General features: G+C 36.6%; 22 protein-coding genes. 4 read left to right on the forward strand and 18 right to left on the reverse strand.

The window, feature by feature from the left end:
* Position 1: 1 nt before the first annotated feature.
* From GQR60_RS03470 to GQR60_RS03480, 3 genes are all read left to right on the forward strand, one after another.
* Positions 2 to 190, forward strand: coding sequence for a YgaP family membrane protein (locus GQR60_RS03470; RefSeq protein WP_124991593.1), 189 nt, complete (start codon positions 2 to 4; stop codon positions 188 to 190).
* A 139-nt stretch (positions 191 to 329) separates the two neighbouring features.
* The gene (locus GQR60_RS03475) at positions 330 to 1,160 is read left to right on the forward strand and encodes a YecA family protein (RefSeq protein WP_124991594.1); all 831 of its coding nucleotides are present in this window, start codon (positions 330 to 332) and stop codon (positions 1,158 to 1,160) included.
* Between the two features lie 15 nt (positions 1,161 to 1,175).
* Positions 1,176 to 1,637 (forward strand): GreA/GreB family elongation factor, encoded by a 462-nt coding sequence (locus tag GQR60_RS03480; RefSeq protein WP_124991595.1) that lies wholly within the window; start codon positions 1,176 to 1,178, stop codon positions 1,635 to 1,637.
* A 26-nt stretch (positions 1,638 to 1,663) separates the two neighbouring features.
* Here the strand turns inward: GQR60_RS03480 and GQR60_RS03485 are convergent, their stop codons facing one another.
* The 9 genes from GQR60_RS03485 to GQR60_RS03525 form a co-directional block, all read right to left on the reverse strand.
* Positions 1,664 to 2,062: a hypothetical protein gene (locus GQR60_RS03485; RefSeq protein ID WP_124991596.1), complete on the reverse strand. Its 399-nt coding sequence runs from the start codon at positions 2,060 to 2,062 to the stop codon at positions 1,664 to 1,666.
* Positions 2,063 to 2,107: 45 nt separating this feature from the next.
* The gene (locus GQR60_RS03490; RefSeq protein ID WP_124991597.1) at positions 2,108 to 2,509 is read right to left on the reverse strand and encodes a NifB/NifX family molybdenum-iron cluster-binding protein; all 402 of its coding nucleotides are present in this window, start codon (positions 2,507 to 2,509) and stop codon (positions 2,108 to 2,110) included.
* A 228-nt stretch (positions 2,510 to 2,737) separates the two neighbouring features.
* On the reverse strand, positions 2,738 to 3,910 hold the full coding sequence (locus GQR60_RS03495; RefSeq protein WP_124991598.1) for a DUF418 domain-containing protein: 1,173 nt from the start codon (positions 3,908 to 3,910) through the stop codon (positions 2,738 to 2,740).
* A 177-nt stretch (positions 3,911 to 4,087) separates the two neighbouring features.
* Positions 4,088 to 4,663: a porin family protein gene (locus GQR60_RS03500; RefSeq protein ID WP_124991599.1), complete on the reverse strand. Its 576-nt coding sequence runs from the start codon at positions 4,661 to 4,663 to the stop codon at positions 4,088 to 4,090.
* Positions 4,664 to 4,884: 221 nt separating this feature from the next.
* The gene (locus GQR60_RS03505) at positions 4,885 to 6,918 is read right to left on the reverse strand and encodes a tetratricopeptide repeat-containing sensor histidine kinase (RefSeq protein ID WP_160463402.1); all 2,034 of its coding nucleotides are present in this window, start codon (positions 6,916 to 6,918) and stop codon (positions 4,885 to 4,887) included.
* Positions 6,919 to 7,443: 525 nt separating this feature from the next.
* Positions 7,444 to 8,016, reverse strand: coding sequence for a hypothetical protein (locus tag GQR60_RS03510; protein WP_124991601.1), 573 nt, complete (start codon positions 8,014 to 8,016; stop codon positions 7,444 to 7,446).
* 88 nt (positions 8,017 to 8,104) lie between these two features.
* Positions 8,105 to 8,953 (reverse strand): metallophosphoesterase family protein, encoded by an 849-nt coding sequence (locus tag GQR60_RS03515; protein ID WP_124991602.1) that lies wholly within the window; start codon positions 8,951 to 8,953, stop codon positions 8,105 to 8,107.
* Between the two features lie 511 nt (positions 8,954 to 9,464).
* A complete protein-coding gene (locus tag GQR60_RS03520) occupies positions 9,465 to 10,169 on the reverse strand; it encodes a peroxiredoxin (RefSeq protein WP_124991603.1) in 705 nt (234 codons plus the stop codon).
* Positions 10,170 to 10,627: 458 nt separating this feature from the next.
* Positions 10,628 to 11,371 (reverse strand): metallophosphoesterase family protein, encoded by a 744-nt coding sequence (locus tag GQR60_RS03525; RefSeq protein ID WP_124991604.1) that lies wholly within the window; start codon positions 11,369 to 11,371, stop codon positions 10,628 to 10,630.
* A gap of 130 nt (positions 11,372 to 11,501) precedes the next feature.
* Between GQR60_RS03525 and GQR60_RS03530 the strand changes: the two genes are divergently transcribed.
* Positions 11,502 to 11,648, forward strand: a complete 147-nt coding sequence (locus GQR60_RS03530) for a hypothetical protein (RefSeq protein WP_154675797.1) — start codon at positions 11,502 to 11,504, stop codon at positions 11,646 to 11,648.
* Positions 11,649 to 11,749: 101 nt separating this feature from the next.
* On the opposite strand, the gene rsgA is transcribed toward GQR60_RS03530, so the two are convergent.
* From rsgA to pelA, 9 genes are all read right to left on the reverse strand, one after another.
* Positions 11,750 to 12,817, reverse strand: a complete 1,068-nt coding sequence (gene rsgA, locus GQR60_RS03535) for a ribosome small subunit-dependent GTPase A (protein WP_124991605.1) — start codon at positions 12,815 to 12,817, stop codon at positions 11,750 to 11,752.
* A 77-nt stretch (positions 12,818 to 12,894) separates the two neighbouring features.
* Complete coding sequence (locus GQR60_RS03540; RefSeq protein ID WP_124991606.1) at positions 12,895 to 14,361, reverse strand: hybrid sensor histidine kinase/response regulator; 1,467 nt, start codon at positions 14,359 to 14,361, stop codon at positions 12,895 to 12,897.
* 453 nt (positions 14,362 to 14,814) lie between these two features.
* The gene (locus tag GQR60_RS03545) at positions 14,815 to 15,621 is read right to left on the reverse strand and encodes a rhamnogalacturonan acetylesterase (RefSeq protein ID WP_124991607.1); all 807 of its coding nucleotides are present in this window, start codon (positions 15,619 to 15,621) and stop codon (positions 14,815 to 14,817) included.
* 60 nt (positions 15,622 to 15,681) lie between these two features.
* Complete coding sequence (locus tag GQR60_RS03550) at positions 15,682 to 17,070, reverse strand: glycoside hydrolase family 140 protein (protein ID WP_124991608.1); 1,389 nt, start codon at positions 17,068 to 17,070, stop codon at positions 15,682 to 15,684.
* Between the two features lie 71 nt (positions 17,071 to 17,141).
* Positions 17,142 to 17,891, reverse strand: coding sequence for a rhamnogalacturonan acetylesterase (locus tag GQR60_RS03555; protein WP_124991609.1), 750 nt, complete (start codon positions 17,889 to 17,891; stop codon positions 17,142 to 17,144).
* Between the two features lie 44 nt (positions 17,892 to 17,935).
* Complete coding sequence (locus tag GQR60_RS03560) at positions 17,936 to 19,150, reverse strand: pectinesterase family protein (RefSeq protein WP_124991610.1); 1,215 nt, start codon at positions 19,148 to 19,150, stop codon at positions 17,936 to 17,938.
* A 34-nt stretch (positions 19,151 to 19,184) separates the two neighbouring features.
* On the reverse strand, positions 19,185 to 20,150 hold the full coding sequence (locus GQR60_RS03565; RefSeq protein ID WP_124991611.1) for a family 43 glycosylhydrolase: 966 nt from the start codon (positions 20,148 to 20,150) through the stop codon (positions 19,185 to 19,187).
* Between the two features lie 81 nt (positions 20,151 to 20,231).
* Complete coding sequence (locus tag GQR60_RS03570) at positions 20,232 to 21,428, reverse strand: sialidase family protein (RefSeq protein ID WP_124991612.1); 1,197 nt, start codon at positions 21,426 to 21,428, stop codon at positions 20,232 to 20,234.
* A 50-nt stretch (positions 21,429 to 21,478) separates the two neighbouring features.
* Positions 21,479 to 22,582 carry a pectate lyase gene (gene pelA, locus GQR60_RS03575; protein ID WP_124991613.1) on the reverse strand — a complete coding sequence of 368 codons (1,104 nt, stop codon included), beginning with the start codon at positions 22,580 to 22,582 and terminating at the stop codon, positions 21,479 to 21,481.
* Positions 22,583 to 22,717 lie beyond the last annotated feature (135 nt).

Here is a 22,717-nt window from a genome sequence, read left to right on the forward strand (position 1 = left end):
GATGAGAGAGAGAATTATTAGAGGCATTGCAGGAACATTAGTTTTGGTAAGCATTTTATTGGCATTTTACGTAAATATGAACTGGTTGCTGCTGACTGCTTTTGTTGGTTTAAATCTGTTGCAATCATCAATCACCAAATGGTGCCTGATGGATGATATTTTAAAGAAAGTTTTTAAAATGGATAATTAATTCATTTTAATTCTAGTTTGGGTATAAAGCTCTGAATGTAAATTCAGGGCTTTATTTTTTTTTGAATTCTGCTGTAAAGAATAATCTAAATTCCAGAAAAGCCTTAATATTCTATATCTTTGCCGGATAATACAGAATTATGATACGATCTACTGAACACGCATTCGAAATAATCGATACCCAGCTTAAGGGAATTCCATACGAAGCAATTGATTTCTTGAGAAATCAGGAAGATAGCGAAGAGTTAAGAAAGAAATTGGTTTTCGCCTTTACAAATGCCTACAATGGTGAAGCATACTATTCTGACGAGTACAGAGTGATGCTGCCGGCACCATTATGGTATTGTATTGTTGCAGAGAAACATTTGTCGGAGGAATTGTTTGAGCCATTATTGGAACTGTTTACTGTTGAGGAAGATTGGGATTTAATGAACGAACAGGCTGTATATTTGGCAGGACTGCTTGCCAGAAAATATCCGGAACAATTCGTAGGGAAAGTGCTCGATTTTATTGAAGAAAATATTAAATCAGATAATAAAAAACCTTATCTCTATTGTTTTGAGGCATTGTATTACGCAACAGATGAACAGTTTGACCGAATTCATTCCATATTGGACAGAGATAACTTTCATTGGGTAGATCATTACATTCGTGTATTGGGTGATTTACAGCGCAATGATACTCTTCAAAAATTCAAAGAGATTCTACCAAAATTCGAAGGTAAGCACACTGCGATTGAGTTACAATATTATATTGATGTGATGGAAGGTAAAGTTTCGGATTTTCAGAAAGGAACAGCTTTTTGCGAAATGCGCGATGCGGAATGGAAGAACCATTATCAGCAGATGGAGCATATTTTTGCTTCTTCGGAATCGCCGGTTGAGCAAGGCACAAAAATCAATAGAAACGATCCATGTCCATGTGGTTCAGGGAAGAAATACAAACAGTGTTGTTTAAAGAATATGTCGTAATCAGATGTTTATTCTATGAGCAAATACTTAGAAATAAAAAAAGAGTTGTATCTGTATGTATATCAGACAATAGAAGAGAAGTTGCAGCATAATAAGCTGGCTTTGCAGGAATTAAAGGAATCAGCTGGAAGCGAAACCAAAAGCAGTGCGGGTGATAAGCATGAAACCGGACGGGCAATGGTTCATTTGGAACAGGAGAAAATGGCTCAGCAATTTGCAGGCAATCAAAACATGCAAAGCGTACTGGCTAAAATTGATCCTGAAATTTTAAATTCTTCTATTTCTCTTGGATCTCTTGTAATTACTGATAAACTTCGATTTTTTGTGTCTGTTGCTTTGGGAAAAGTTGAATTAGACAAAAAGGAATACTATTTGGTTTCTCTTACATCTCCGCTTGCAAAACAATTTATTGGCAAACAAAAAGGAGATACCGTTCAGTTCAATAATCAAGACTATGCAATTGAAGAGATTGTATAACTGTTTTAATGCACATAGTAAAGTGATTATACGCTTTCTATGCATGTTTCATGTGCAATTTTGCTTATTTCCTGAATTGCTCCAAATAAGTCAACTAAATCTTCGTCGGTAGGTTCCGACCGATGATACTTTTCCAAAGAACAAATAGATTGGATGTTTTCGTATTTTAAGATGCGCTTTTTAAGCGTTGCATCAATTGGCATCACCTCTTCCAGACCATAAATAAGATCACTGTAAGTGTGATTTTGAGGCATATTTTGATGATAATCCAGTATCGCCATGATGTATCCTTCTAAAGACATCGATAACATATTGTATCGAACGGTATTTCCCAAGATGCTTTTTTTACCTTTTGGAGTTGCTCCTTTTAGAAATTGATCTCCATCCTGCATCCATCGGTTCCAGTTTAATTTTCTTGTTGTCATATCAGGTTATTTACGTGTAACGATTAGTGATAGAAACTAATATAACTAGCATCCGGAATTGCATGAACCACAAGATGTACTGCAATTTGAAACGCTTACATGTGTCACATTGCCATTTACGATTGTGAGAGGATGCAATTCTTCTTTGTCGAACAGTTTAATGTTTTCTTCTAAATTATTTCCCTGAGCGGGATACAAGGCAATTCCCATTTCGGTAAATAAATGAATGGCCATAACTGGCATTTCTCTTATGATCACCGAAAGGATACCCTTACGTTTTAATGCAAAGCTGATGTTGCCAATTTTGCTTGTTAATGCATTCGTAGGAAGCCATTCATAAGTTTTACTCAAGCTATCATATATGCAGTAAGAGGCAGCATCATCAAATTCTTTAGTAATCTTATTTTTTTCATTTTCATGATCAACCACTGGTATCAATACTTTCATAATCCATTTGTTTGTTAGTCGTTCTAAAAAAGATACTAGCTAACAATCAAAATAAGTACCTAAAACAGATAGGTGTTCAATTTCAGAGGATTAAGGAATTGTAAGGACATGAAAAATTTCATTTTTGTAGGGATTCATATTTAAAATCTACAAAAATGTATGATTGTACACATGCCCAGTAAATTATGTTGGAAATTACCGGGGAATTGATCTTGCAAAGAGTAAAGCCTATTTTGCTCCCAACCAGGTAGCTTTGTGCCAGATAGCCTCCAATGGGCCGTGAGAATGTTTCTTATCCCACCAGGTGCAAAACAGACCTAGAATTAGAGCAAGGCCGATACCGATTAACAAGCTGTAAGTCGCACCTGTGTATCGATACATTCCCAAACCAAATCCGTAATAGATGCCGGCACCTAACATGGATTGAAATACATAGTTGGAAAGACTCATTTTACCTATTGCTGAAAATGGTGTCAGAACATTTCGAAATGCATTGGTGTTGAAGAGTAAAACAAATCCTGATACCAAAAATACCATGAATGAAAGGTTAGTCCATGAGGTTTCGATGGTTTGCACTGAGCGGCGAATGGCTTCACTGCCAATTAATCCGCTAAGGTTTTTTTGAAGTATAAACAGGGGAACAAACGCAATGATTGAAATGATAAAAGTCTTTGTCCAAAATTTGGTGTTTTTATCTGATTTAGAAAAAAGATTCATACGACCGGCCAGCATCCCGAATAGAAAAGTTGAAAGAATATGAAAAAAACGACCATTCTCCCAGCTCCAGGCAATAACGGCTCTTTTCCCATTTGTTAAATTACCGTATACAGTACCTAAAAATGAATCTGCTTTTACGTATTCATCCATTTTGCCGAAATAGGTCCATGATATTGGATTGGCTATTTTAATATCCGGATTTTGTATGGCTTTAAAAAGGCTAAATAATTCGTAAGGCTGAATAAACAGGAGTAAGGCTATAGCCAATATCCATTTGTTGTTTAGTTTCACCAAGGGGATCAAAAACAAACCTACAAAAGCATAAAGAGTAAGTATATCACCTTGGTAAAATGCTGAGTTTATAATCCCAAAAATGAAAAGAAGCAGCAAACGCCAGGCAAAGCGTGCTCTAAAATCATTGCCTCGTTTGTTTTGATTATTAGTCTGAATAAAAAATGTTAAGCCAAATAGTAAGGCGAATATCGCGTAGGATTTACCTCCGAAAAGGAAAAACAATGAATCCCAGATTATTTTATCTAAAGAAACCATCCATGCAGGAAGGTTTGCCGGCGAAAAATAAACATCGAAATGCTCAATATTGTGAAGGAGCATAATAGAGACAAGGGCAAAACCTCTTAAAGCATCTACAACGTGCAGGCGGTTTTTAATTGCAGGGGTATTCATTTGTACTTAGATTGGTTAAACAGAAGTTGCTAATTTAACTAAGTTTTTTGTTTATGGCAAGTAGAAAATAATGTTCGGTTGGTTGAATAACCAGCCTGAATTAGAATGTTATAAACACTAAAAAATCCGATCAATTTGGATCGGATTTTGTTTTGCATTTTAGAAAATCAGGATGAATTAGAACGATGCAGCTATTCCAATTTGAAAAACTGAATTTTTAGCATCTATTTCATAATAGTCATTATCGAATATTTTTGTTAATCCAAAATTGTAGCGGGCTTCGATGCTAAATTGTTTATTGAGGTCATATTGAAGTCCAAGAGCGACTGAGAAATCCAAAACGCTCATTGCTTTATCTAAATCAGCAGTGTCTCCGTCTTCCTCATATTCAGAACTTAAATGAATGCCTATCTGAGGTCCTGCAATTGCATATAACTTGTCTGAACCAATCATCTTTGCACGCATTAAAAGTGGAATGTTTAAGAAGTTTGTTTTAAATTTTGCATCAATTCCTTCACTATCATTAGATGATCCTTGACGGGAATAAACCAGTTCTGGCTGAAAGTCTAACCATTCAGTAAGAGTCATTCTCATAAAACCGCCAAAGTAAATGTCAGCTTTTGAATCGCCTCTCATATCATCGCCACTAAAGTTTGCAAGATTTAATCCTCCTTTTATTCCGTATTTTACATCCTGAGCAAATGAAGATGTGCCAATTGCAATAATGGCAAATAGTAGTACAATTTTTTTCATGTGATTTAGTTTAAAAAAATTAAGACATGCAAACGTACTAAAAGATATTGTTTTTGATATATGTCAAGTTTGCCAAGTCTGTTGATGTTGATCAGAGAATTTTTTTATGTTGTCAAGTTGTTCCGTTTGTTGATTAAGGGGAATGGTATACACTGCAGCGTTAAGCTTTAATAACCTGCGTGAAATAGTAAATTAATAGCTTCGGGATAGTATTGCTGAATTTATTTATTTTTGATAACAGGCAAAGAAAAATACATTTCTGTGCCCACGCCAACCTTGCTTTTTACCCATATTTGTCCATCGTTTTTATGAACAAATTCCTGACAAAGAATCAAACCCAATCCGGTCCCTTTTTCTTCGTTGGTTCCTACGCGTTGAGCGTTCTTTTCAATCATAAAAAGATTATTCATTATTTGTTCACTCATGCCAATACCGGTGTCGCGTACACAAATTTCAAACACGTCATGATTCAATTTTCCGGTGAGCTTAATTACACCTCCTGCATTACAGAATTTAATGGCGTTATTAAATAAATTGGAAACGACTATTTTTATGGTTTCCTTGTCGGCCCAAACTATTTGTGCATCATCAATATTATTTAGGACATTAATTTTTTTAATTTCAGCAGCAGCCATGTTTGGTAAGATGCCTTCTTCTGCCAGATTCTTTATCAGATGTACCTCTTTATTCAATTGAATAAACCCACTTTGTGATCTGGACCATGTTAATAAATTTTCAAGCAGGGAATAGGTCGATTTTGAGGCATCTCCAACGTGATTGATCATTTCCAAACGCTCATCATCGCTGTACTCATTATAATGATTGGTTAATTCATTATTAAAACCCAGAATTGCAGCAAAAGGACTTTTTAAATCATGAGCAATAATGGAGAAAAACTTGTCTTTAGTCGCATTTAGCTTTTGAAGGTTTTTTTCACTTACTTCTAATTTTTTGATATTGTCCTCCAGAAGTAATTTTTGTTCATTAATAAGTTTATGCTGTGATTTTAAAATGATATTGTTCTTTTTGGATCTTAAAAAGTAAAATGCCACAATTGAAATCGAGAGAATGAGTAGAACAATAGCAAGCAAAGCCAGTGTGTACTTGTTTTTCATGATAATAGCAGCATTTTCTGCCTGCTGATTTTTAAGTGCCAATTCAAGCTGTTGCTTCTCTATTTCATTCTTAGCCTTTTGTTCTTCAAATTCAACCAAATATTCAGCTACTTTCTCACTTTTTAAAGAATCGATGGCATTATTTGCCTTTTGCAGTGATTTGTAGGCTTGTTTATGATTTCCAATTTGTGAATAGGCTTTGGCACTCATCTTATAAATCTCAGGATATTCTTCCTGTACACCAATAGAATCAGATAATTTTAAGCATTTATCGAGAAAGTGAATGCTTTCGGAGTACCTTTTTTGTTTGAAAAGCATTTCTCCTTGTTTGCGGTATACACGCGCCAAGATGTGCCGATAATTATTTTTGATACAAATTTCGCTGGCTTTATCAATATAGTATTTTGTTGAATCAAAATTGTTGATGCCATTATAGTATCCCGATAAGGACAGGTACAAATAGGCTCGAACGTAATGGCTGTCAATTGCAGGCAATAGGCTCATTATTTTTTGATAATCAGATTCGGCTTCACTAAACTTATGATGTTTGACTTTTAAAACCCCAACATTGGCATAGGAAATGGCTAAATTTCCTGCGTTAGCGGAATTTTGTTCCAAAGCAATGGATTTTTGAAAATAATTCAAAGCCAATTCGTAATTATCGAGTCGTTTGTAAATTGCACCAATGTTGTTGCAGCGAATGGACAAACTGGTTGTATCCTTTAATTTTTCTGCAATTTTAAGTGCTTTTAAATTGTAGTTAAGACTTTTTAATTGATTTGACTCATAGGAAGCCAAATAACTCATGCCACTGTAACAATCCAATAGGTTGACAGAATCTCTTTCCTGAATAAATTGACTGAGAGCCTTATTGAAATTTTCCATTGCCGGCTTTAATTTTCCGTCTTGAATTAATGCGCGGGCAGTGTATAAATGGGATACAGCCAAACCATGATCGTAATTAATTTCCTGAGCCAGCAGCATTCCTTTTTGGCTGTAATGCAGAGAGCTGTCAATACTTATATCTCCAAATAAATAGGCTATTTGGTTGTAATTATCTACAAGCTGTTCTTGATTTGCTTCAATTCGGTTCTGCTTCTGTAAGGAATCAACTTGAAATTGCTCGCTGTTTTGAGCCATTGAAGGGGATGTAATGCAAAAAAAGCAGAGACAGAACAGGGCTATTTTGAATAGAAGTACTTTTTTCATCATCAATTCTTTGGTAGGATGCGAAAATAACCAAAAAAATAAAATATATCTGATTTACAGAATATCTTTTGATCTTACATTGAGGAAACAAGCTGTTAATTCTGGTATCTCGACCAAGGGGAATTTTTCGTTCACAAATAATGGCTTTTCTTGTGAAAACAGTCAGCTAAAATTCCCAATCATTGGTTCATTTTAGTTCGGAAGAATTCTATATGGATGAACATTTTTTATTTATCAGAAGTAGTTAAGAACTGCACTCATTGCGGAAAAAAAAAAGAGAGTGTCTAAAAAGTATTGTTCCATTTTCATTCTGAGCCTGTTGAAGAATCTTTCACTTTGAAAAACAGATGTTTCGTCCTGATAGCCATCGGGACCGCTCAACATGACAATCCAATACAAAATATCCCTTTTTAGACACCCTTTTGGTAATCAGGGGTTTATTTTAACTGAAAGGTTTTATTGTTTTTTCTTTCCGCCTCCAATTTCAATGCCCAGCTGTACGCTTAGGTAATCGCTGATGTTATTTCCTGTAAAGTTGTAAATCATTGCCAGCCTCATGTGGCCAACATTAAGACCGATTCGTGGGGCAAATCCAAAATTATTTTCAGAACCTGTGTTTATATTTACCGACCAAATATCAGTATCAATACTTTGATCGTTTCTTTTGTAAAGCCCTAGTCCAAGACCAACAAATGGGCGTGTTTTTTGGTTGTTGAAGAAGTAATCACAAGTAAACAGAACTGGTGTAACAGTGGAAGCATCTATATTTACACGACCAATTCCAACAGAAATTTCACCTGAACTAAGTCTTACCCCTTCTAAACGCAATCCAAAGGTGAAATTATCATTTAGACTGTACCTGGGTTCAATGTATGATCCGCCACCCAATCCGGATTCTTTATCAAGTGGAAATGCTAAAATTCCACCTACTTCTACTTTAAAAGGCTTAAAGGTTTGTTTCTGCCCGAAGCCCTGTTTGCCGGCAATTATTACCAACAGAAAGGCAGTGCAATAAATAAGTCGTTTCATATCTGTTTGTGTTATCAGTTAGTAATCAGTTGAATAAGTTAAGGAAAAAATAATTATCCGGTTTTTATTTAGATATCAAAACATTGGCTTACAATTTAAAGTTTCCAAATACTGTATGCCGGAGAGTGTGAAGGATTTCATTTTCATCGAGTTCAATTATAGCAGCGTAAAGTTGTTTGGCATTGCGGCCAGGATTTATGCAGTAAGATTCTCCTATTTTATCAACCCAACTGCCACTAAGCATCGGTGCTTCGTGAATGTGTCCATGCAAGCTTAAAATGGGTTGTTGCTTCCAAATTTGGTTTGTCAGCGCTTTACTGCCCAGATGATTTTGTTCCCAGCTAATATCTAGTTTACCTCCATAAGGCGGAGTATGGCAAAGCCATATTCTGCTCTTAGGATCGATATTCCGGACTTGTTCCTCTATACTTGGTTTTGTTAGAAAGTAGTTTGGAGGAATCGGTTTGATAGTACCGGAGGCAGAGGAGAGGTAATCGCCTTCCTGAGGTTGAATAGCATCAGATTCAAGATCTCGGGCTTCGTAATCTTTTCGATGAAAAGGAGTGTGGGGTACCATGGGGTAGCCCGATAGATTCATGTTTTTGTAGCGATAGCTTTTCAAGTGAAGTTGCTGGATGATGTTTGGAAGAGCCAACTGTTCCATTTTCATTATACTTGCCGGCCAGTCGTTGTTGCCCGGAATGAAAAGAATATCAAGCTTAATTTCCTTTGCGAATTGTAAAAAACAGTTATCTATAAATTGAAGCTGATCGGTGACTATCCGGGTATGGGCAAATAGGTCTCCGCCCAACAAAAGAGCATCAACATCCTTTTCCTGGTCGAGAATTGTAATCAGCTCATTGTACAGGTGATCATCTCCATGAAGATCTGAGGCATAGATCAGTTTCATGTGTGTTTCATTTCTGTTAGATTTCATTAGTTTGAGATATAAATATATCGCTTTGACATGCTAAAGTCAACCTATCCTGTAGTAGAGAATTGGTAAAAATAAGGCCACCGCGGGGTGGCTTAATTGTCAATTTGTGTTTTGATAATCATCTTTCCCATTTGCAGCAAAAAATCATAAGAAAGATATGGGCAGCTATTTTAGGTGTTGGTGAAGTGGGAGAGAACAGACACCTTAAGCCCGGCTGATCCTTCTTTTAAAATTGTGTAGATATGAGGAACTGTATTCTCCTCTCCAAATTAGAAGAGGGAAGAGGTTTTTGAAAAGTTGCGGATTCCTTAAGGTAGTTTGTGTTGGAAATTGTTTGTTTTTGTTGGTGTTCGGAAGTGCTGATGGGAAAGACATACCACTCGAAAATTTTTGGAAGAGTTGCTGGATTATTTGCTTGTTGAGATTGAGGAATTTTTGAAATAGTACAACTTGATAAAGTAAAAAGAAAAGGCATCTCTATGGAGCTGCCTTTTTTGGTATTGATTAAGAATTAATCGAGAATTTCTTCAATTGTAATGTAATCACCAACACGTCCAGTCATTTTTTCTGCATCAGTATTAACAGGAAGCGTTTTTTTGCCTGGTCTCCATCCTGCAGGACAAACTTCTCCTGTTTTAGTTGCATGTTGCCATGCCTGCACCTGACGTAGAAATTCATTTACATTTCTACCTACAGAATCAGCTTGCACTTCCTGTGCTACACAAATTCCATCAGGGTTAAATAAGAATCTACCACGCAGTGCTACACCTTCTTCTTCGATAAGTACACCAAATGCACGGCTTACTTCCTGATTTCCATCAGCACCTATGGTTAGTCTTAAACCTTTAAGGATTGGTTCAGTTTCAACAAATCTTTTGTGCGAAAATTTAGAATCAACTGATACAGCAAGGATTTCAGTATTTAATTTCTGAAATTCATCATATTTAGCATTCATTGCCGCAATTTCAGTTGGGCAAACAAAGGTAAAGTCAGCAGGATAGAAGCATATTACAGCCCATTTTCCTTTGTAATTATCACTCGATACTGTTGTGAAATGACCTGTGGCAGCATCATAAGCATCCATTGTGAAATTTGGCATTTCTTGTCTTACCATTGTTGAACTCATCGTTTTTTCCTCCTTTACTGATTGATTACTATTTTTTGCATTTTCTACGTGAACTTTTTTTCTGGGTTTTAAACCCGTGTCGCATCCCATAATTTAGCCTCCTGTTTTAAATTTTATTTATCCATTTCTTATTTGATAAAGTTATTTATTATTCTCCTCAAAAGAGAATATTCTCAATTGAAAATGTATATTTCATGATAGGGAAAATTTATAAGAATGATTTTAATTAGAAAAATGCTTCTAGATTTGTATGGTCATTTTATTTGTTATCAGGTGGTTGTGTTTTGATAATCATCTTTCCCATTTGCAGCAAAAAATCATAAGAAAGATATGGGCAGCTATTTTAGGTGTTGGTGAAGTGGGAGAGAACAGACACCTCAACCCCGGCCCTTCTCCCCGAGGAGAAGGGAGCCTTCTTTTAAAAATGTGCAGATATCAGGAGCTGTATTCTCCTCTCCTTAAAGGTGAGGGATAGGGTTAGGTTTTTGAAAAGTTGCGGATTCCTTAAGGTGGTTTGTGTTGTTGATGTTCGTGTTGGTAAAGGAACACTATACAATTCCAGTTCTAATCCATGTTGCCCAATCATCCCGGTTGTTTAACTCAGCAAGTTTTGCAGCACTTTCAGAATCATATTTAATAGCAATTTTGTCCACTTTTATTGAATTGTCATAGAAACTCAAAATAGCATAATTGGCATAAGGATTATAATTCTCCATCTTATGGTAGATTGGCAAATCATCATCATATGCTGGTAATCCAACACTACCAGAATTGACAATTAATTTATTGTCAGTTTCAACAATCTTTGACACATGGCTATGACCGCAAATAACAATACTTTGTTTTACATGAGTAAGCAAAGCATCTATCTCATTTTTGTCCTTTATGGCTACGTAATCTTTCTCAAGACTTTCCAGTAAATAAATCGAATCATTTTGCGGGCTGGCATGACAGCAATAGATCTTGTCATCATAAATTGTATCGAATGGTAACGAATTTAGCCACTCTATTACTTTATCATCAATTTGGGACTTAACATACTCAAGAGTTATAAAATCTGTTTTCTCACTTAAATTCTCACGAATAAATCTGTCTTGATTGCCAGAAATGCTTATCACATTATGTTTCTGTAATAGTTCAAAAGTACCTTTGGGATCTAATGGGCCATATAAACTATCGCCTAAATTTATTATTGTCTTAATACCTCTATTATTGATATCTTCTAAAACTTTCTTTAATGCTAATGAGTTTCCGTGAATATCTGATATTATCGCAATTTCTTGTTTAATCATCTTAATGCTATCTGTTTTGAAGGGGTTTATACGTAAGTGTGTTTATCTTTTCGTTTTTAAAAGTAAAAAAATATTATTTAGGAACACTGAGTTTAATTGTGATAATAGTTCCATATAAAGGATAAATAGAATGGCAGCTATTTTAGATGTTGGTGAAGCGGGAGGGAATAAATACCTCAACCCCGGCCCTTCTCCTCAAGTAGAAGAGAGCCTTCTTTCAAAAAAAATGTGCAGATATCAGGAGCTGTGTTCTCCTCTCCTTAAAGGAGAGGGATAGGGTGAGGTTTTTGAAAAGTATTGGGGCGAAAAGAAACGCTGACAGGCTGGAAGAGATGATAAAAGCCACTGAGAGGTGGCTTTTTTTGTTCATATTACTGTTTAGAACTTATTGTCTTTTCTTTGTTTTTTTACATTTTTCACCATCTTGCCAAAGCTTTTATCCTTGTTTTTCTTTTCCTGCACTGTCGATTCAAAATGTGTCTTTTCCCGCTGCATTTTCTGAAAGTTTGCATACGAGTTGGCATCAATTTCACCATTTTCAACAGCTTCTAAAATGGCACAGCCTTTTTCGTGTTGGTGGGTGCAGTCTTTAAACCGGCAATTTTCGGCGTATTGCATAATGCCATCAAATGTCATTTCTAAACCACTGGCCGTGTTTGCAATTCCAACTTCCCGCATTCCGGGATTATCGATTAAAATTCCGCCATTTTCAAGCACAATTAATTCTCTGTGGCTGGTAATGTGTTTCCCTCGGTCGATACTTTCGCTGATAGCGCCTGTACTCATCAGTTGCTTACCGCTTAACTTGTTGATCAGTGTTGATTTTCCAACACCAGAAGAACCAAGCAAACAATAGGTTTTCCCCGTATTTATGAGTGATGTTAATTGATCCAATCCGGCATCCGATTCATTACTAACGGCAATTACACGTACATCTTTAATGCGTTCTGCAATCAGATTAAGAAGAGTTTCCAACTCGGCAGCAGTAATTAAATCAATTTTGCTAAGAAGTATAATTGGTTCCACATTAGAAGCATAACAAATGGTTAAATACCGTTCTAATCGGTTGATATTAAAATCGCGGTTAACAGATTGTACAATCATGCCGTAATCGATATTTACTGCAATTATTTGTACCTGTCCTGATTTGCCAACCGCTTGCCGTTCAATTACTGAACTGCGGGGATAGATGGCATGAATCAGAGCTTTTTTTTCATCGTATTCGGAAAAAGCGACCCAGTCGCCAACGGCCGGAAAGTCGTATCTGCTTTCTGCTGTAAAGCGTAAATTTCCTATCAATTCAGAATCAAACTCCTTTGTTGGTGTTTTCACAACATACCTTTCCTTGTGTTCCGATATAACACGACCTACAGCAAATGAATCTAAATTTTGTTCGATTCTATAGCTTTCAAGTATGTGGTTGTATCCCAAATCTTCGTAAGTCATTATTTTTGTGTTTATTACTGATTGTGTTTTTTTAAGGCACGAAAAAGAATAGTGCTGTGCGATTTATTACTTGTTGGTTAGTTGTCAACTAATTCAGAATTATTATTGGAATATTTTTGAATTAAAGAAAGCAGTTTCGCTTTTTTAATTGGTTTTGAAATGTATTCATCGCATCCTGCTTCTTTTATTTTAAATGCATCTCCACTTTGTGCATGAGCAGTAACCGCTACGATTGGCAAATCCTTTCGGAATGATTTAATCAGATGAGTTGCTTCAATACCATCCATTACCGGCATTTTAATATCCATTAAAACAAGAGTGATATCCGGATGCATCTTGCATAAATCAACAGCTTTTTGTCCATTGCAGGCTCTTAAAATTTTGTTGTCGTTTTTCAATAAAATCTCTTCATAATAATAACAGGAATTGTCGTCTTCAGCGATTAATATGAATGATGTTTTTTTTTCTTTGATTGGTTTTGTTATTTTCTTTGGTTTTGAAGAAACTGCTGGTGCAATGTTTGGAATGGATAAAAAAACTGTTGTTCCAATATCTTTTGTGGATTCAAGACGTATTTTCCCACCAAGCAATTGTATTATGCCTTTGGAAATAGATAAACCCAATCCACTGCCCTCATGACCACGGGTATCAGAAATATTTTCCTGCATAAAACTCTTGTATATAATCTTTTGCGAATCTTTTTCAATCCCTGTTCCTGTATCTTTTACAAAGATTTCTATTTCATTGTTTATTAGTTCAAAGCCCAGAGTAATACTTCCTTTTGTTGTAAATTTTACCGCATTAGATACCAGTTTAGATACAGCTTTTTGCAGTAATTCTCCATCCGTATTAAGGATGAAATTATCAACATTATCGGGGAATTGCATTTTAACAGCCACATTCTTTTTTATACAGGACTCTTGAAAATTATGATAGGTGTTTGTCAGCAATGAGGAAATATTAATTGGTTGAGGGTGTACTTCCATATTTCCGGAAATTATCAGTGATATATCCATTATGGCGTTAATAGTATTAAGCAGGCGGTCGCTGCTGGAATTTAGAATTTCCAAAAATTCCTCTTTTTCTTCCATTGTAATATCCGATTGTATTATAAGGGGGGCAAACCCAAGAATACCATTGAGGGGGGTTCTTATTTCATGCGAAATATTGTTCATAAAGGCCGTTTTTAGATGATCGCTTGCTTCGGCTTTGTTTTTGGCATTCACTAATTCTACAGCCCGTTTTTCTTTTAATTTGTTTTGATAGGCAAGTTCTTCGTTGGCAACGATTAGCTCAGCAGCCCGTTTTTCTTTCAATTCATTTTGATAGACAAGTTCTTTGTTCGCAAGAACCAGCTCAGCAGCCCGTTTTTCTTTCAATTCGTTTTGATAGACAAGTTCTTTGTTGGCAAGGAGTAATTCTTGTTTCGCGAGTTTCTGTTCGGCGATATTTTTATCGTATAGTATTGTTAAGGAATTAAACTCTTGCTGCAATTTATGCAACTCTTTTATGAAATCACTTTTTGATTTTTCTTGAGTATCCATAATATGGTTGTTTTGGACAATAAATTTTTATAAATGCATCAGCATTGATCATAGTAAACGTAATTTACACTTTTATCTTCTAAAATTAACAAAACATTATTCAGAAGATTGAGTTTCGATTCTCAGAATAATTCCAAATAAAGGATGAAATAAACTTGGCCACTATTTTAGGCGTTGGCTAGATGGGAGGGAACAGACACCTCAACCCCGGCCCTTCTCCTCGAGGAGAAGGGAGCCTTCTTTCAAAAAAAAATGTGCAGATATTAGGAGCTGTATTCTCCTCTCCTTAAGGGAGATAGATAGGGTGAGGTTTTAAAGGCAGGAGTATGGTAAGAACAAAAAAATAAGGGGCTAGGGGCATGAAAAAAGCCACGTCAGTGGCTTTTTGTATCTGCTAAATGAATGTCAAAAGTTTTTAATTCAGTTATGATGGAGAATTCGGATGAAATGGTTTCATTTCTTTACAGTTTTCATTGCATCAAAAACCAATTTAGCAACAACTTTTGCTCCTTCAGGTTGAAAATGTGTATTGTCTGATTGTCCTTCCGAGTATGCTTCATATATGCCGGCGGGTAAATTCATAAAATAATTATTAGTTACATATTCCTGACCTTTCCCGCTAAAAGTATCCATGGATAATTGATTTAAATCAATAAAACAGACCTGCATTTCGACAGCAACATCCAAGGCTGCTTTTGGGTATTCACCATGAACATTTTCTAAATGACTGTCTTTCCATGGGTAATTTCTGCATACAGGGGTAAGAATAATTGGAACTGCGTTCTTTTCTCTTGTTTGAGATACAAATAATCTTAGGAACTCCTTGTAACTTTCAATATCAGTATAACGCTCCGGTTTGTTCTGTGCTGCATCATTATGACCAAACTGCATGACTACAACATCGCCTTTTTTCAGGGTTTTACATACCGATCTCCATCTTCCTTCCTGAAAAAAGGTTCGCGTACTTCTACCTCCCCGTGCACGATCATCAATAACAACACTGTCTGAATCGAAAATGTTTTTGAAATCAGTTAAATCAGTTCCTGTAAATTGTTCCTGAAATACCTGTCCCCAGCCTGTTACAGGATATCTGGTTTTGTAATAATCTTTACCTTCTTCGTAATTATCAGCATAATCAGCCACGGTGGAATCTCCGATTAGATAAATAACCACTGGTTTTTCTTGTAATGAAGAGCAACCGAACAAAAGCAAAATCAATAATAAGAGATTTCGTTGATGAAAAATCAAATTCTTTTTCATTTCCTTTTAAGTTTTATTTGTTAATTATTTACCCTGTTTCAATAAACGAATCAATTCTGATCAATCATTTTCCAATACCAGTACCCAATCATTTCCATTTGTTTTATCTCCGGGAGGATCAAAGGATTTTATGCCTTTGGCCTCGAATGTTCCTATTTCAGTATAGGAACCGTTTCGGGGATTGTACCATGAGGCTTTCACTTCGCTTACATCCATTTTTTCCAGATTGATATTCATTATCCGACCAGTATAGGTGTAAACAAATGCATAATCGCTGCCTTTTGCGGCAGATAGATAATCGTATTTTTCGCCTTGCTCATCTGCAATAAGATCTTGTGCAGGAATTCGGTCGAAATAAGATTTTGATAAAATCAATTGCTTCAGGTATTTCATCTGGATGGCTCCCGGAGCATTTAGTGCCGGTTCCCAATACTCTTTCGAACCATAAGCCGGATTTTCATCACCTTTCTTATGAAATTGCATAATGGCATTATTGCCGTAGGTAAAACCGCAGCCACCTGCAAAAACCGACCAGTAAGCATATCTTCGGCAATCAGAGTCGGTCCACAAGGGTTGAGTGGTATCGTGAAGCCCCTGAGGAATGCTTTCGTAAGAAGGTTCACCGTCAAGAGTTGGTTTTACCGGAATTTTTGCATAATCATCAGCGACATATTTCCAGTTGTCTTCACCATGATAGGGAACGTCGGTGTCCTGATCGTATCTTCGGTGTCCCGATTGAAACATGTTAAAATCAAGCCAGTCTTCGTTATGGAACCATTCTGAAGACTGCATCCGGCCAAAAGGGTGGAAGGTAATAAGCTGTTTCGGACTGTTTTGCCGAATGGCTGATCCAATAGCCTGCCAGGTTGATGTGGAGTCACAGCCCTTTGTATCACCGCCATTCATCCAAATTACATTCGAACAGTTTTTATACCTAAGGGCTAACCATGCCGCGTACTTTTGCGCCTCTTGCTCAGACACGTTACCGCTTTTTACATTCGATCCCCAAACCGGTACCAGTGCCATGTACAATCCTTTTTGATTCGCTAGATTTATCAGGTAATCGATGTGATCCCAATAGTCGTACTGTTCTGAATTTTCGGCTGAATTTCCCAAGGTGGTATCCGGTTGATCAACATGACAGTTTATCAGGGCAGAATCTCCGTAAACATTCACTGCTTTTGTAACATCATGCAATACCATTGCCTGTATTACATTAAATCCTTTTTGACGTCTGTCTTCAAAATATTTTTCTGCTTCTTCGCACGTAAGTTTTGTGAAAAGCAACCATCCGGTATCACCCAACCAAAAAAAAGGTTCCCCATTTTCAGTAGTCAGAAATCTTTTGTTTTCAGATATCTTCAGATAGGTAAGTGAGTCTGATTTTGAATTGCAGGACAAACACAATAGTAAAAATGAAAATAAAGTGAACAGTGTGGTTTTTTGCATAAATTGAGTGTTTACAATCTGGATGTGAAAAAATGCTTTGTGAACAATTTAGAAAGATACATTCCTGTTATTTACTTTTTAAAATACACGCTAAGTTCAGGCACTTTTTGTATGATTTCACTTTTGGCAAGATCACAAATCCGAAAAGCTCCGGTTGCCGATAGATGTGTGTCGTCATTTCTACCATCAGGCAAAGACTCATATTCGCCGGCATTGATATGTAAGTATAATTTTTTTGAAGCATCTTCTCCATAATTTATAAGAAGTTCTTTGGTTAATTGTTGTAAATCAAGCAGTGGAACCTGTTCTGATTCTGCAACTTCCCTAACTACCTGTGGATACATGCCATGGCTCTCTTGAAATACACCCTTCTCATCAAATTTTCGACGTACGATAGAGGTGGCTAAAACAGGAATGCCGCCTTTTTGCCGTGCTTCGCTTACAAAACGAATCAAATTTTGTCGGTAATCGGTATCTGCATTGGTATATCTGGTGCTGTCCTTTATTTTTTCATCGTTATGCCCAAACTGAATAATCACATAGTCTCCGGTTTGCATATTTTCCAAAACCTTGGCCCATTTTCCTTCATCCCGAAAGCTTTTTGAACTGCGTCCGTTTACAGCATGATTTTCTACATGTATGCCTTCATTTAAATACAGAGGGAAGATTTGACCCCAGCCTCTTTCCGGATTTCCATTTGCGAATGGTTTATTGGCCATTGTTGAGTCACCAACAAGAAAAATGGTAGTTTCTTTTTTCTGTGTGCAAGAAGATGCAAACAGAATCAGCAATAAAATGATTGTTTTGGATAGGTACTTCATTTTGAATGTTTTTAATTTTTATATGGTGTTTGGAAATAATTTATCTATTTGTCAATTTGTATTTGATTCATTTTTCGTTCGGTAAGGCTTGCCTGGCTTGCCAGTAGTTCTCCGCTTGCAACTGCAAACGATTTGGATTTTAATGCTTGTCCGTTTTTACTGAAAATGATGGTTTTCGCATCTTTTTTGTTTTTAAGAGAATAGACAGTTCCGTCGGTGGCTTTTATTTGCAAATCGCCGCGTATGGTCATTTCTTCTGCAAAAGTCAATACGAATTCGTCTCTACTTTCGTCAATTTTCAGACATTTGGGAGGAATTGCATTCTCAGGATCCCACCGACCATCAAAAGTCCATTTTGCAGAAATTGTATCCGCGTTTTGAATGTTGTCGGTTAACCAGTTAAAAGCTTGGCCTTCTTTTTTAGAGTTCGAAAAATATTTTCGCTCTCCCCAAATGTAGGGTTGATTCTTTTCAGGCTTATCGGGATATGTTACCCGATAGATTGGTTTGTCAGCCATATGTTTGGAATAGATGCAATTAATCAAATAGAATCTGGCCTCATAATGATGCCGTCCCAGATGGAATCCTTCTATACCATCAAAAAAAGAATTTTTGATTACAAATTTTTGATTTTTATCGATCGATCCGGCATGCCAGATCGCGGCTGTTTGTTTTACTTCATAAAAAGAAGAGTTGGATATAAAACACCAGCCTCGGGGACACACAAAATCCACGGCGCCTTCAAAATGGCAATTGGTATGATAGTACATTCCATTTTCCGAATCCCAAAGAGAAACCGTATCAGCTCCCTTGCTTGTAATGGTGCTGTTGTCAATAATTGTTCTCGTGCCCCGACCGTAAACGGCAAATGCATGAGGCCCAATTTCGGGTTGACTGTTTGCAATGGTCAGATTCTTTAGGATTACATCATCTGCATGTATATTGACAACGGCTTCGCCAATTGCATCTTTGTTTTTCATCCAATCGGTTCGTAACAGGCTGTATTTAATAATGGTAGAATCTCTGTTTTCGCCAATCAGGCTCAAATTATCATACTCAATTCTGAATTTTTCATGGTAAATGCCATTTTTAATAAAAATTACAACACGTCCGTATGTTGTGTCGGGCAGTTGTTCAATTGCCTCAGTAATTGTTTTGCAGTCTCCGCTTCCATCTTGTGCAACCGTAATATCGACATGCTGTGCCATTGAAACATTGGCTAAACAAATAAAAATAAAAAGAATAAAAGCTCTTTGCATTGTTGTATTGGTTTAGATTCGATTTTTTTAATAGTTAGTCAGCCGAGGTTTTCCCAACACCGGCATCTGTTCTTTTTACTTCCTGAATGGTTCCATCTTCGTTAAAATAAAGGTATTCAGCACAGCATTGACGTTGTGTTTTATCGCAGGTTGATTTTGTTTTAAGCCAGCGGTGGTAGAATAAAATCCATTGTCCTTTAAATTCAACAATTGAATGGTGATTATTACTTTCCCCTTCCTGCTGCATAATAACACCCTGATATTTCCAAGGGCCGATAGGCGATTTGGACATATAATAAGTAAGGATTCTGTTGTTTTCAGGCATGGTATAATAGTAATTTCCATTTCTTTTAAACACCCACGGGCCTTCTCTTTTTGGATTGTATCCGCCCATATCCATTTTAATCAGATCACCTTTAACGCTAAGCATATCGTCAGCCATTTCTGCAGCAAAATAGTCGCCTCCACCATTAAAATAGATGTAGGCTTTGTCATCATCATCTACAAAAAGACAAGGATCGTTGGCGTAAGGTTTTTTCCATAAAGGGGCTCCAATAGCATCAACAAAAGGACCTGTTGGAGAATCACTTACTGCAATTCCTAATCCCATCCATTTTGTGCTGTTTTTAGAATTTACACGATCTTTAAAACCAGTGCCGGCAGGAAAACAGAAATAATATTTGCCATTTTTATAGGCACAATCGGGTGCCCAGGCGAAATTATCGGCCCAAGAAAGATCATCAACCGATAAACAGGCACCATGATCGGTCCAATTTACCAAATCGGAGGAGGAAAACACGTGCCAGTCTTTCATGAAAAAATCAGGCTGACATTCTTCATCATGGGAAGTATAAAGGTACATTTTCCCATCTTTCCATACATGGCCTGAAGGATCTGCAGTTTTAATGCTGCTGCCAAAATTGAGTGGGTTTTGAGCAAATGATATTGATGTATTTACCAGTAAAAATATCAATGCTATTTGTATTGCAAACTGTTTCATCCTATTCTTGTTATTATTTAATAATGGTTGGTATTATTTTTTAATGCGTTTTTTTATTGAAAGTAAGTGTCGGGCATGCAGCTACTCATTAAGCAGCAGATCCTGTTGCCAGAGCAAACTGTCAATCGGAATTCTGGTTAACTCTGCATCTTCTTTATTGGTTGCATAGGATACGTAGAGGTAATCACCCCAAATCACACTTTTGGGATAACTATATCCAATTCGTTTGTATTTTCCCTTACATCTCATGGGCTGAAGATCTTCGTTACCGCTGCGCAGTAGGTAAGCATGATCAAATGTGAAACCATCTTTACTTAAAGTGATTGCAAGAGGAAACCGACTTTTGTTTCCCGAAGGATTATTAACCATAAAGGCTGTGCCGTCGGGTAAATTTCCTGCACTCTGCTTCGCCCTTGAGTCTGGTGTGTCAACAATTACAGGAGTAGTCCAGCTTAAACCATTGTCCTTGCTAATTGAAGCAAGTTTTTTAAAACTATTGTCCTGATCCCGGAAAATCATGACAATGGTGCTGTCTTTTCTGTAAAACCAACTGGGTTCAATTTCCCTGCTTATATTTTTATTGTTTGCCGGCATGTTAATCATTTTTCCGGATGTCCAACCCGATATGCCAAGCGGATCATCAGTATAAAATGGTGTAACTATCAATCCGGGCTGCATATGAAAAGCCGTAATGATCCGGCCGGTTTTTAATGCATGAACATCCTGTTCAATAATTCCTAAAACAGGTTGTCCATTACTATTTGTAAGAGGTTTTGGCGATTTCCAGTGTATCCCATCGGTTGATGTAATGTATTCGGTATAACCTTCTTTAGCTCCTTCGTTTTTATCGGGCCAATTACAAATATAAGCCACAAGGGTATTTCCGTCACTCCACCATCCGCCGTTTGTTTTTATTCCGAACTTCCATTTTTTGGTTAATGCAGAAGGTTTACTCCAATCTTTTCCATTTTTACTTCTGCTGTAAAAAACCTGAGTATCTTCACCATCTTCATCAACCGATGAACTTTGCCATTGTGCATAAAGCATTCCTTTAAACGGAAACAGTACTACTCCGTGATTGTATTTATTATCGCCGTTTTGCGGTGCAAATATTGTTATTGTTTCAAGCCCCTTGGCGAAAGGGAGTCCCAGAGTTTCGGGCTGATCAAACTTAAAGAGAGAATGTACCTTAAAAGGAACATCACATTCCTGAGCATGCAAGGACAGTACCAGAAAAAATTGAGGTAAAAGTTTAATGATATTTTTAAGTGAAATCATAATTCTCTATAAAAAGTTATTATCTGCAGAATCTGGTACTGGCTTGGTAGTTATTTTGCATTTACTTTTTTTCTCCAGTCAGGATATTCTTTCAAGAGTTTGGCAGGAGCATTTGTATACCAGCCGTAACCATTTCGGCGTTCGTAGCTAATCTCAGCCAGAGAGTTTCTTTTAATTCCATCGCGGCTGCAGAAATAAGGCTTGCCTGTTTCTAAATCGTAAAAACGGGCCCATAATGGGGAAGCATTTTTATCTTTAACAATAATTCGATTATTCTTCCCGTTTTTATCTGTTTCCTGCGTTAATTTCACTCCTTCTATTTTGTTGGCCTCGAACCATTTTACAGCTCCATTTACAGCAGCAATAATTTCCTTGGAAGGCTTATCTATCTTCATTAATAAAAGTGCTATATTGACCGATTCGCCACCACTAAACGATGCCAATTCGTATGCACGTGCATTAGCCGGAGCGAATGTTTTTTCATCGTGCTGAGCACACCATACTGTTGGTTGACCATTTACAACAATCTGGGTTTTAAGAATGCATTGAATTCCTTTGTCGAATGCTTTTTGGGCTTTGTCCTTTCTGTTTTTATTTATTTGTAAGGACGAAAATTCTTTACTGTCATCTAATATTTGAAACAAAAATTTCATGGTATTTACCATCGCATCATCATTATAGGTAATATGGTCTGCATAATCACCTTTGTAAGGATAAAACTGTGGCCATCCGCCATTTTCGTATTGCGAAATAAAAATATAGTCAAGTCCTTTTTCAAATGCCTGTTTGTATCGGTCGTCACGAAAATGGGAGTATACTTTAGCCAGAAACCGTAGTTCTGATATTGTTGCACCGTTATCGAATGTGGCGCCAATTTCAGATTTATCGTGAATATAATGAGCCTTCTCTGATTCTGAAAATTCGTGATGATATGGCTTGTTTTTTTCCCATCCTCCAATTTCTTTTTGACTAAGCAGCACGTTTTCTGCCACCAATTTCGCATCCTCGGTTCCATACCATTTGGCAGGCATTTTGGTTGATACCTGTTTCCATTTCAGACTCAAATAATCCTGAGTTATTGTTTGCTTGTTTTTTGCTGAAACAGAAGTTATTGTCAGAACCATGATCATTGAGATCAAATAAATATTTTTCATCTGTTTATAATTTTAAGTTTTTGTCAGATGGAACTTACCATATAATCATCTCCCTGTGTGTAGAAAGCTTTATACATGGACGTTTCATGTGTTTATGATTATAATTTGTTTTTTGTTGCCATATAAAACGCCCAA

Source organism: Labilibaculum euxinicum (genome assembly GCF_009795715.1).
In the GTDB taxonomy this organism is placed as follows: Bacteria; Bacteroidota; Bacteroidia; order Bacteroidales; family Marinifilaceae; genus Labilibaculum; species Labilibaculum euxinus.

Excerpts from the sequence above, each read along its gene's own strand:
- GQR60_RS03470 (WP_124991593.1), top strand. The coding sequence starts at position 2 with ATGAGAGAGAGAATTATTAGAGGCATTGCAGGAACATTAGTTTTGGTA.
- GQR60_RS03475 (WP_124991594.1), top strand. The coding sequence starts at position 330 with ATGATACGATCTACTGAACACGCATTCGAAATAATCGATACCCAGCTT.
- GQR60_RS03480 (WP_124991595.1), top strand. The coding sequence starts at position 1,176 with ATGAGCAAATACTTAGAAATAAAAAAAGAGTTGTATCTGTATGTATAT.
- GQR60_RS03485 (WP_124991596.1), bottom strand. The coding sequence starts at position 2,062 with ATGACAACAAGAAAATTAAACTGGAACCGATGGATGCAGGATGGAGAT.
- GQR60_RS03490 (WP_124991597.1), bottom strand. The coding sequence starts at position 2,509 with ATGAAAGTATTGATACCAGTGGTTGATCATGAAAATGAAAAAAATAAG.
- GQR60_RS03495 (WP_124991598.1), bottom strand. The coding sequence starts at position 3,910 with ATGAATACCCCTGCAATTAAAAACCGCCTGCACGTTGTAGATGCTTTA.
- GQR60_RS03500 (WP_124991599.1), bottom strand. The coding sequence starts at position 4,663 with ATGAAAAAAATTGTACTACTATTTGCCATTATTGCAATTGGCACATCT.
- GQR60_RS03505 (WP_160463402.1), bottom strand. The coding sequence starts at position 6,918 with ATGGCTCAAAACAGCGAGCAATTTCAAGTTGATTCCTTACAGAAGCAG.
- GQR60_RS03510 (WP_124991601.1), bottom strand. The coding sequence starts at position 8,016 with ATGAAACGACTTATTTATTGCACTGCCTTTCTGTTGGTAATAATTGCC.
- GQR60_RS03515 (WP_124991602.1), bottom strand. The coding sequence starts at position 8,953 with ATGAAATCTAACAGAAATGAAACACACATGAAACTGATCTATGCCTCA.
- GQR60_RS03520 (WP_124991603.1), bottom strand. The coding sequence starts at position 10,169 with ATGGGATGCGACACGGGTTTAAAACCCAGAAAAAAAGTTCACGTAGAA.
- GQR60_RS03525 (WP_124991604.1), bottom strand. The coding sequence starts at position 11,371 with ATGATTAAACAAGAAATTGCGATAATATCAGATATTCACGGAAACTCA.
- GQR60_RS03530 (WP_154675797.1), top strand. The coding sequence starts at position 11,502 with ATGGCAGCTATTTTAGATGTTGGTGAAGCGGGAGGGAATAAATACCTC.
- rsgA (WP_124991605.1), bottom strand. The coding sequence starts at position 12,817 with ATGACTTACGAAGATTTGGGATACAACCACATACTTGAAAGCTATAGA.
- GQR60_RS03540 (WP_124991606.1), bottom strand. The coding sequence starts at position 14,361 with ATGGATACTCAAGAAAAATCAAAAAGTGATTTCATAAAAGAGTTGCAT.
- GQR60_RS03545 (WP_124991607.1), bottom strand. The coding sequence starts at position 15,621 with ATGAAAAAGAATTTGATTTTTCATCAACGAAATCTCTTATTATTGATT.
- GQR60_RS03550 (WP_124991608.1), bottom strand. The coding sequence starts at position 17,070 with ATGCAAAAAACCACACTGTTCACTTTATTTTCATTTTTACTATTGTGT.
- GQR60_RS03555 (WP_124991609.1), bottom strand. The coding sequence starts at position 17,891 with ATGAAGTACCTATCCAAAACAATCATTTTATTGCTGATTCTGTTTGCA.
- GQR60_RS03560 (WP_124991610.1), bottom strand. The coding sequence starts at position 19,150 with ATGCAAAGAGCTTTTATTCTTTTTATTTTTATTTGTTTAGCCAATGTT.
- GQR60_RS03565 (WP_124991611.1), bottom strand. The coding sequence starts at position 20,150 with ATGAAACAGTTTGCAATACAAATAGCATTGATATTTTTACTGGTAAAT.
- GQR60_RS03570 (WP_124991612.1), bottom strand. The coding sequence starts at position 21,428 with ATGATTTCACTTAAAAATATCATTAAACTTTTACCTCAATTTTTTCTG.
- pelA (WP_124991613.1), bottom strand. The coding sequence starts at position 22,582 with ATGAAAAATATTTATTTGATCTCAATGATCATGGTTCTGACAATAACT.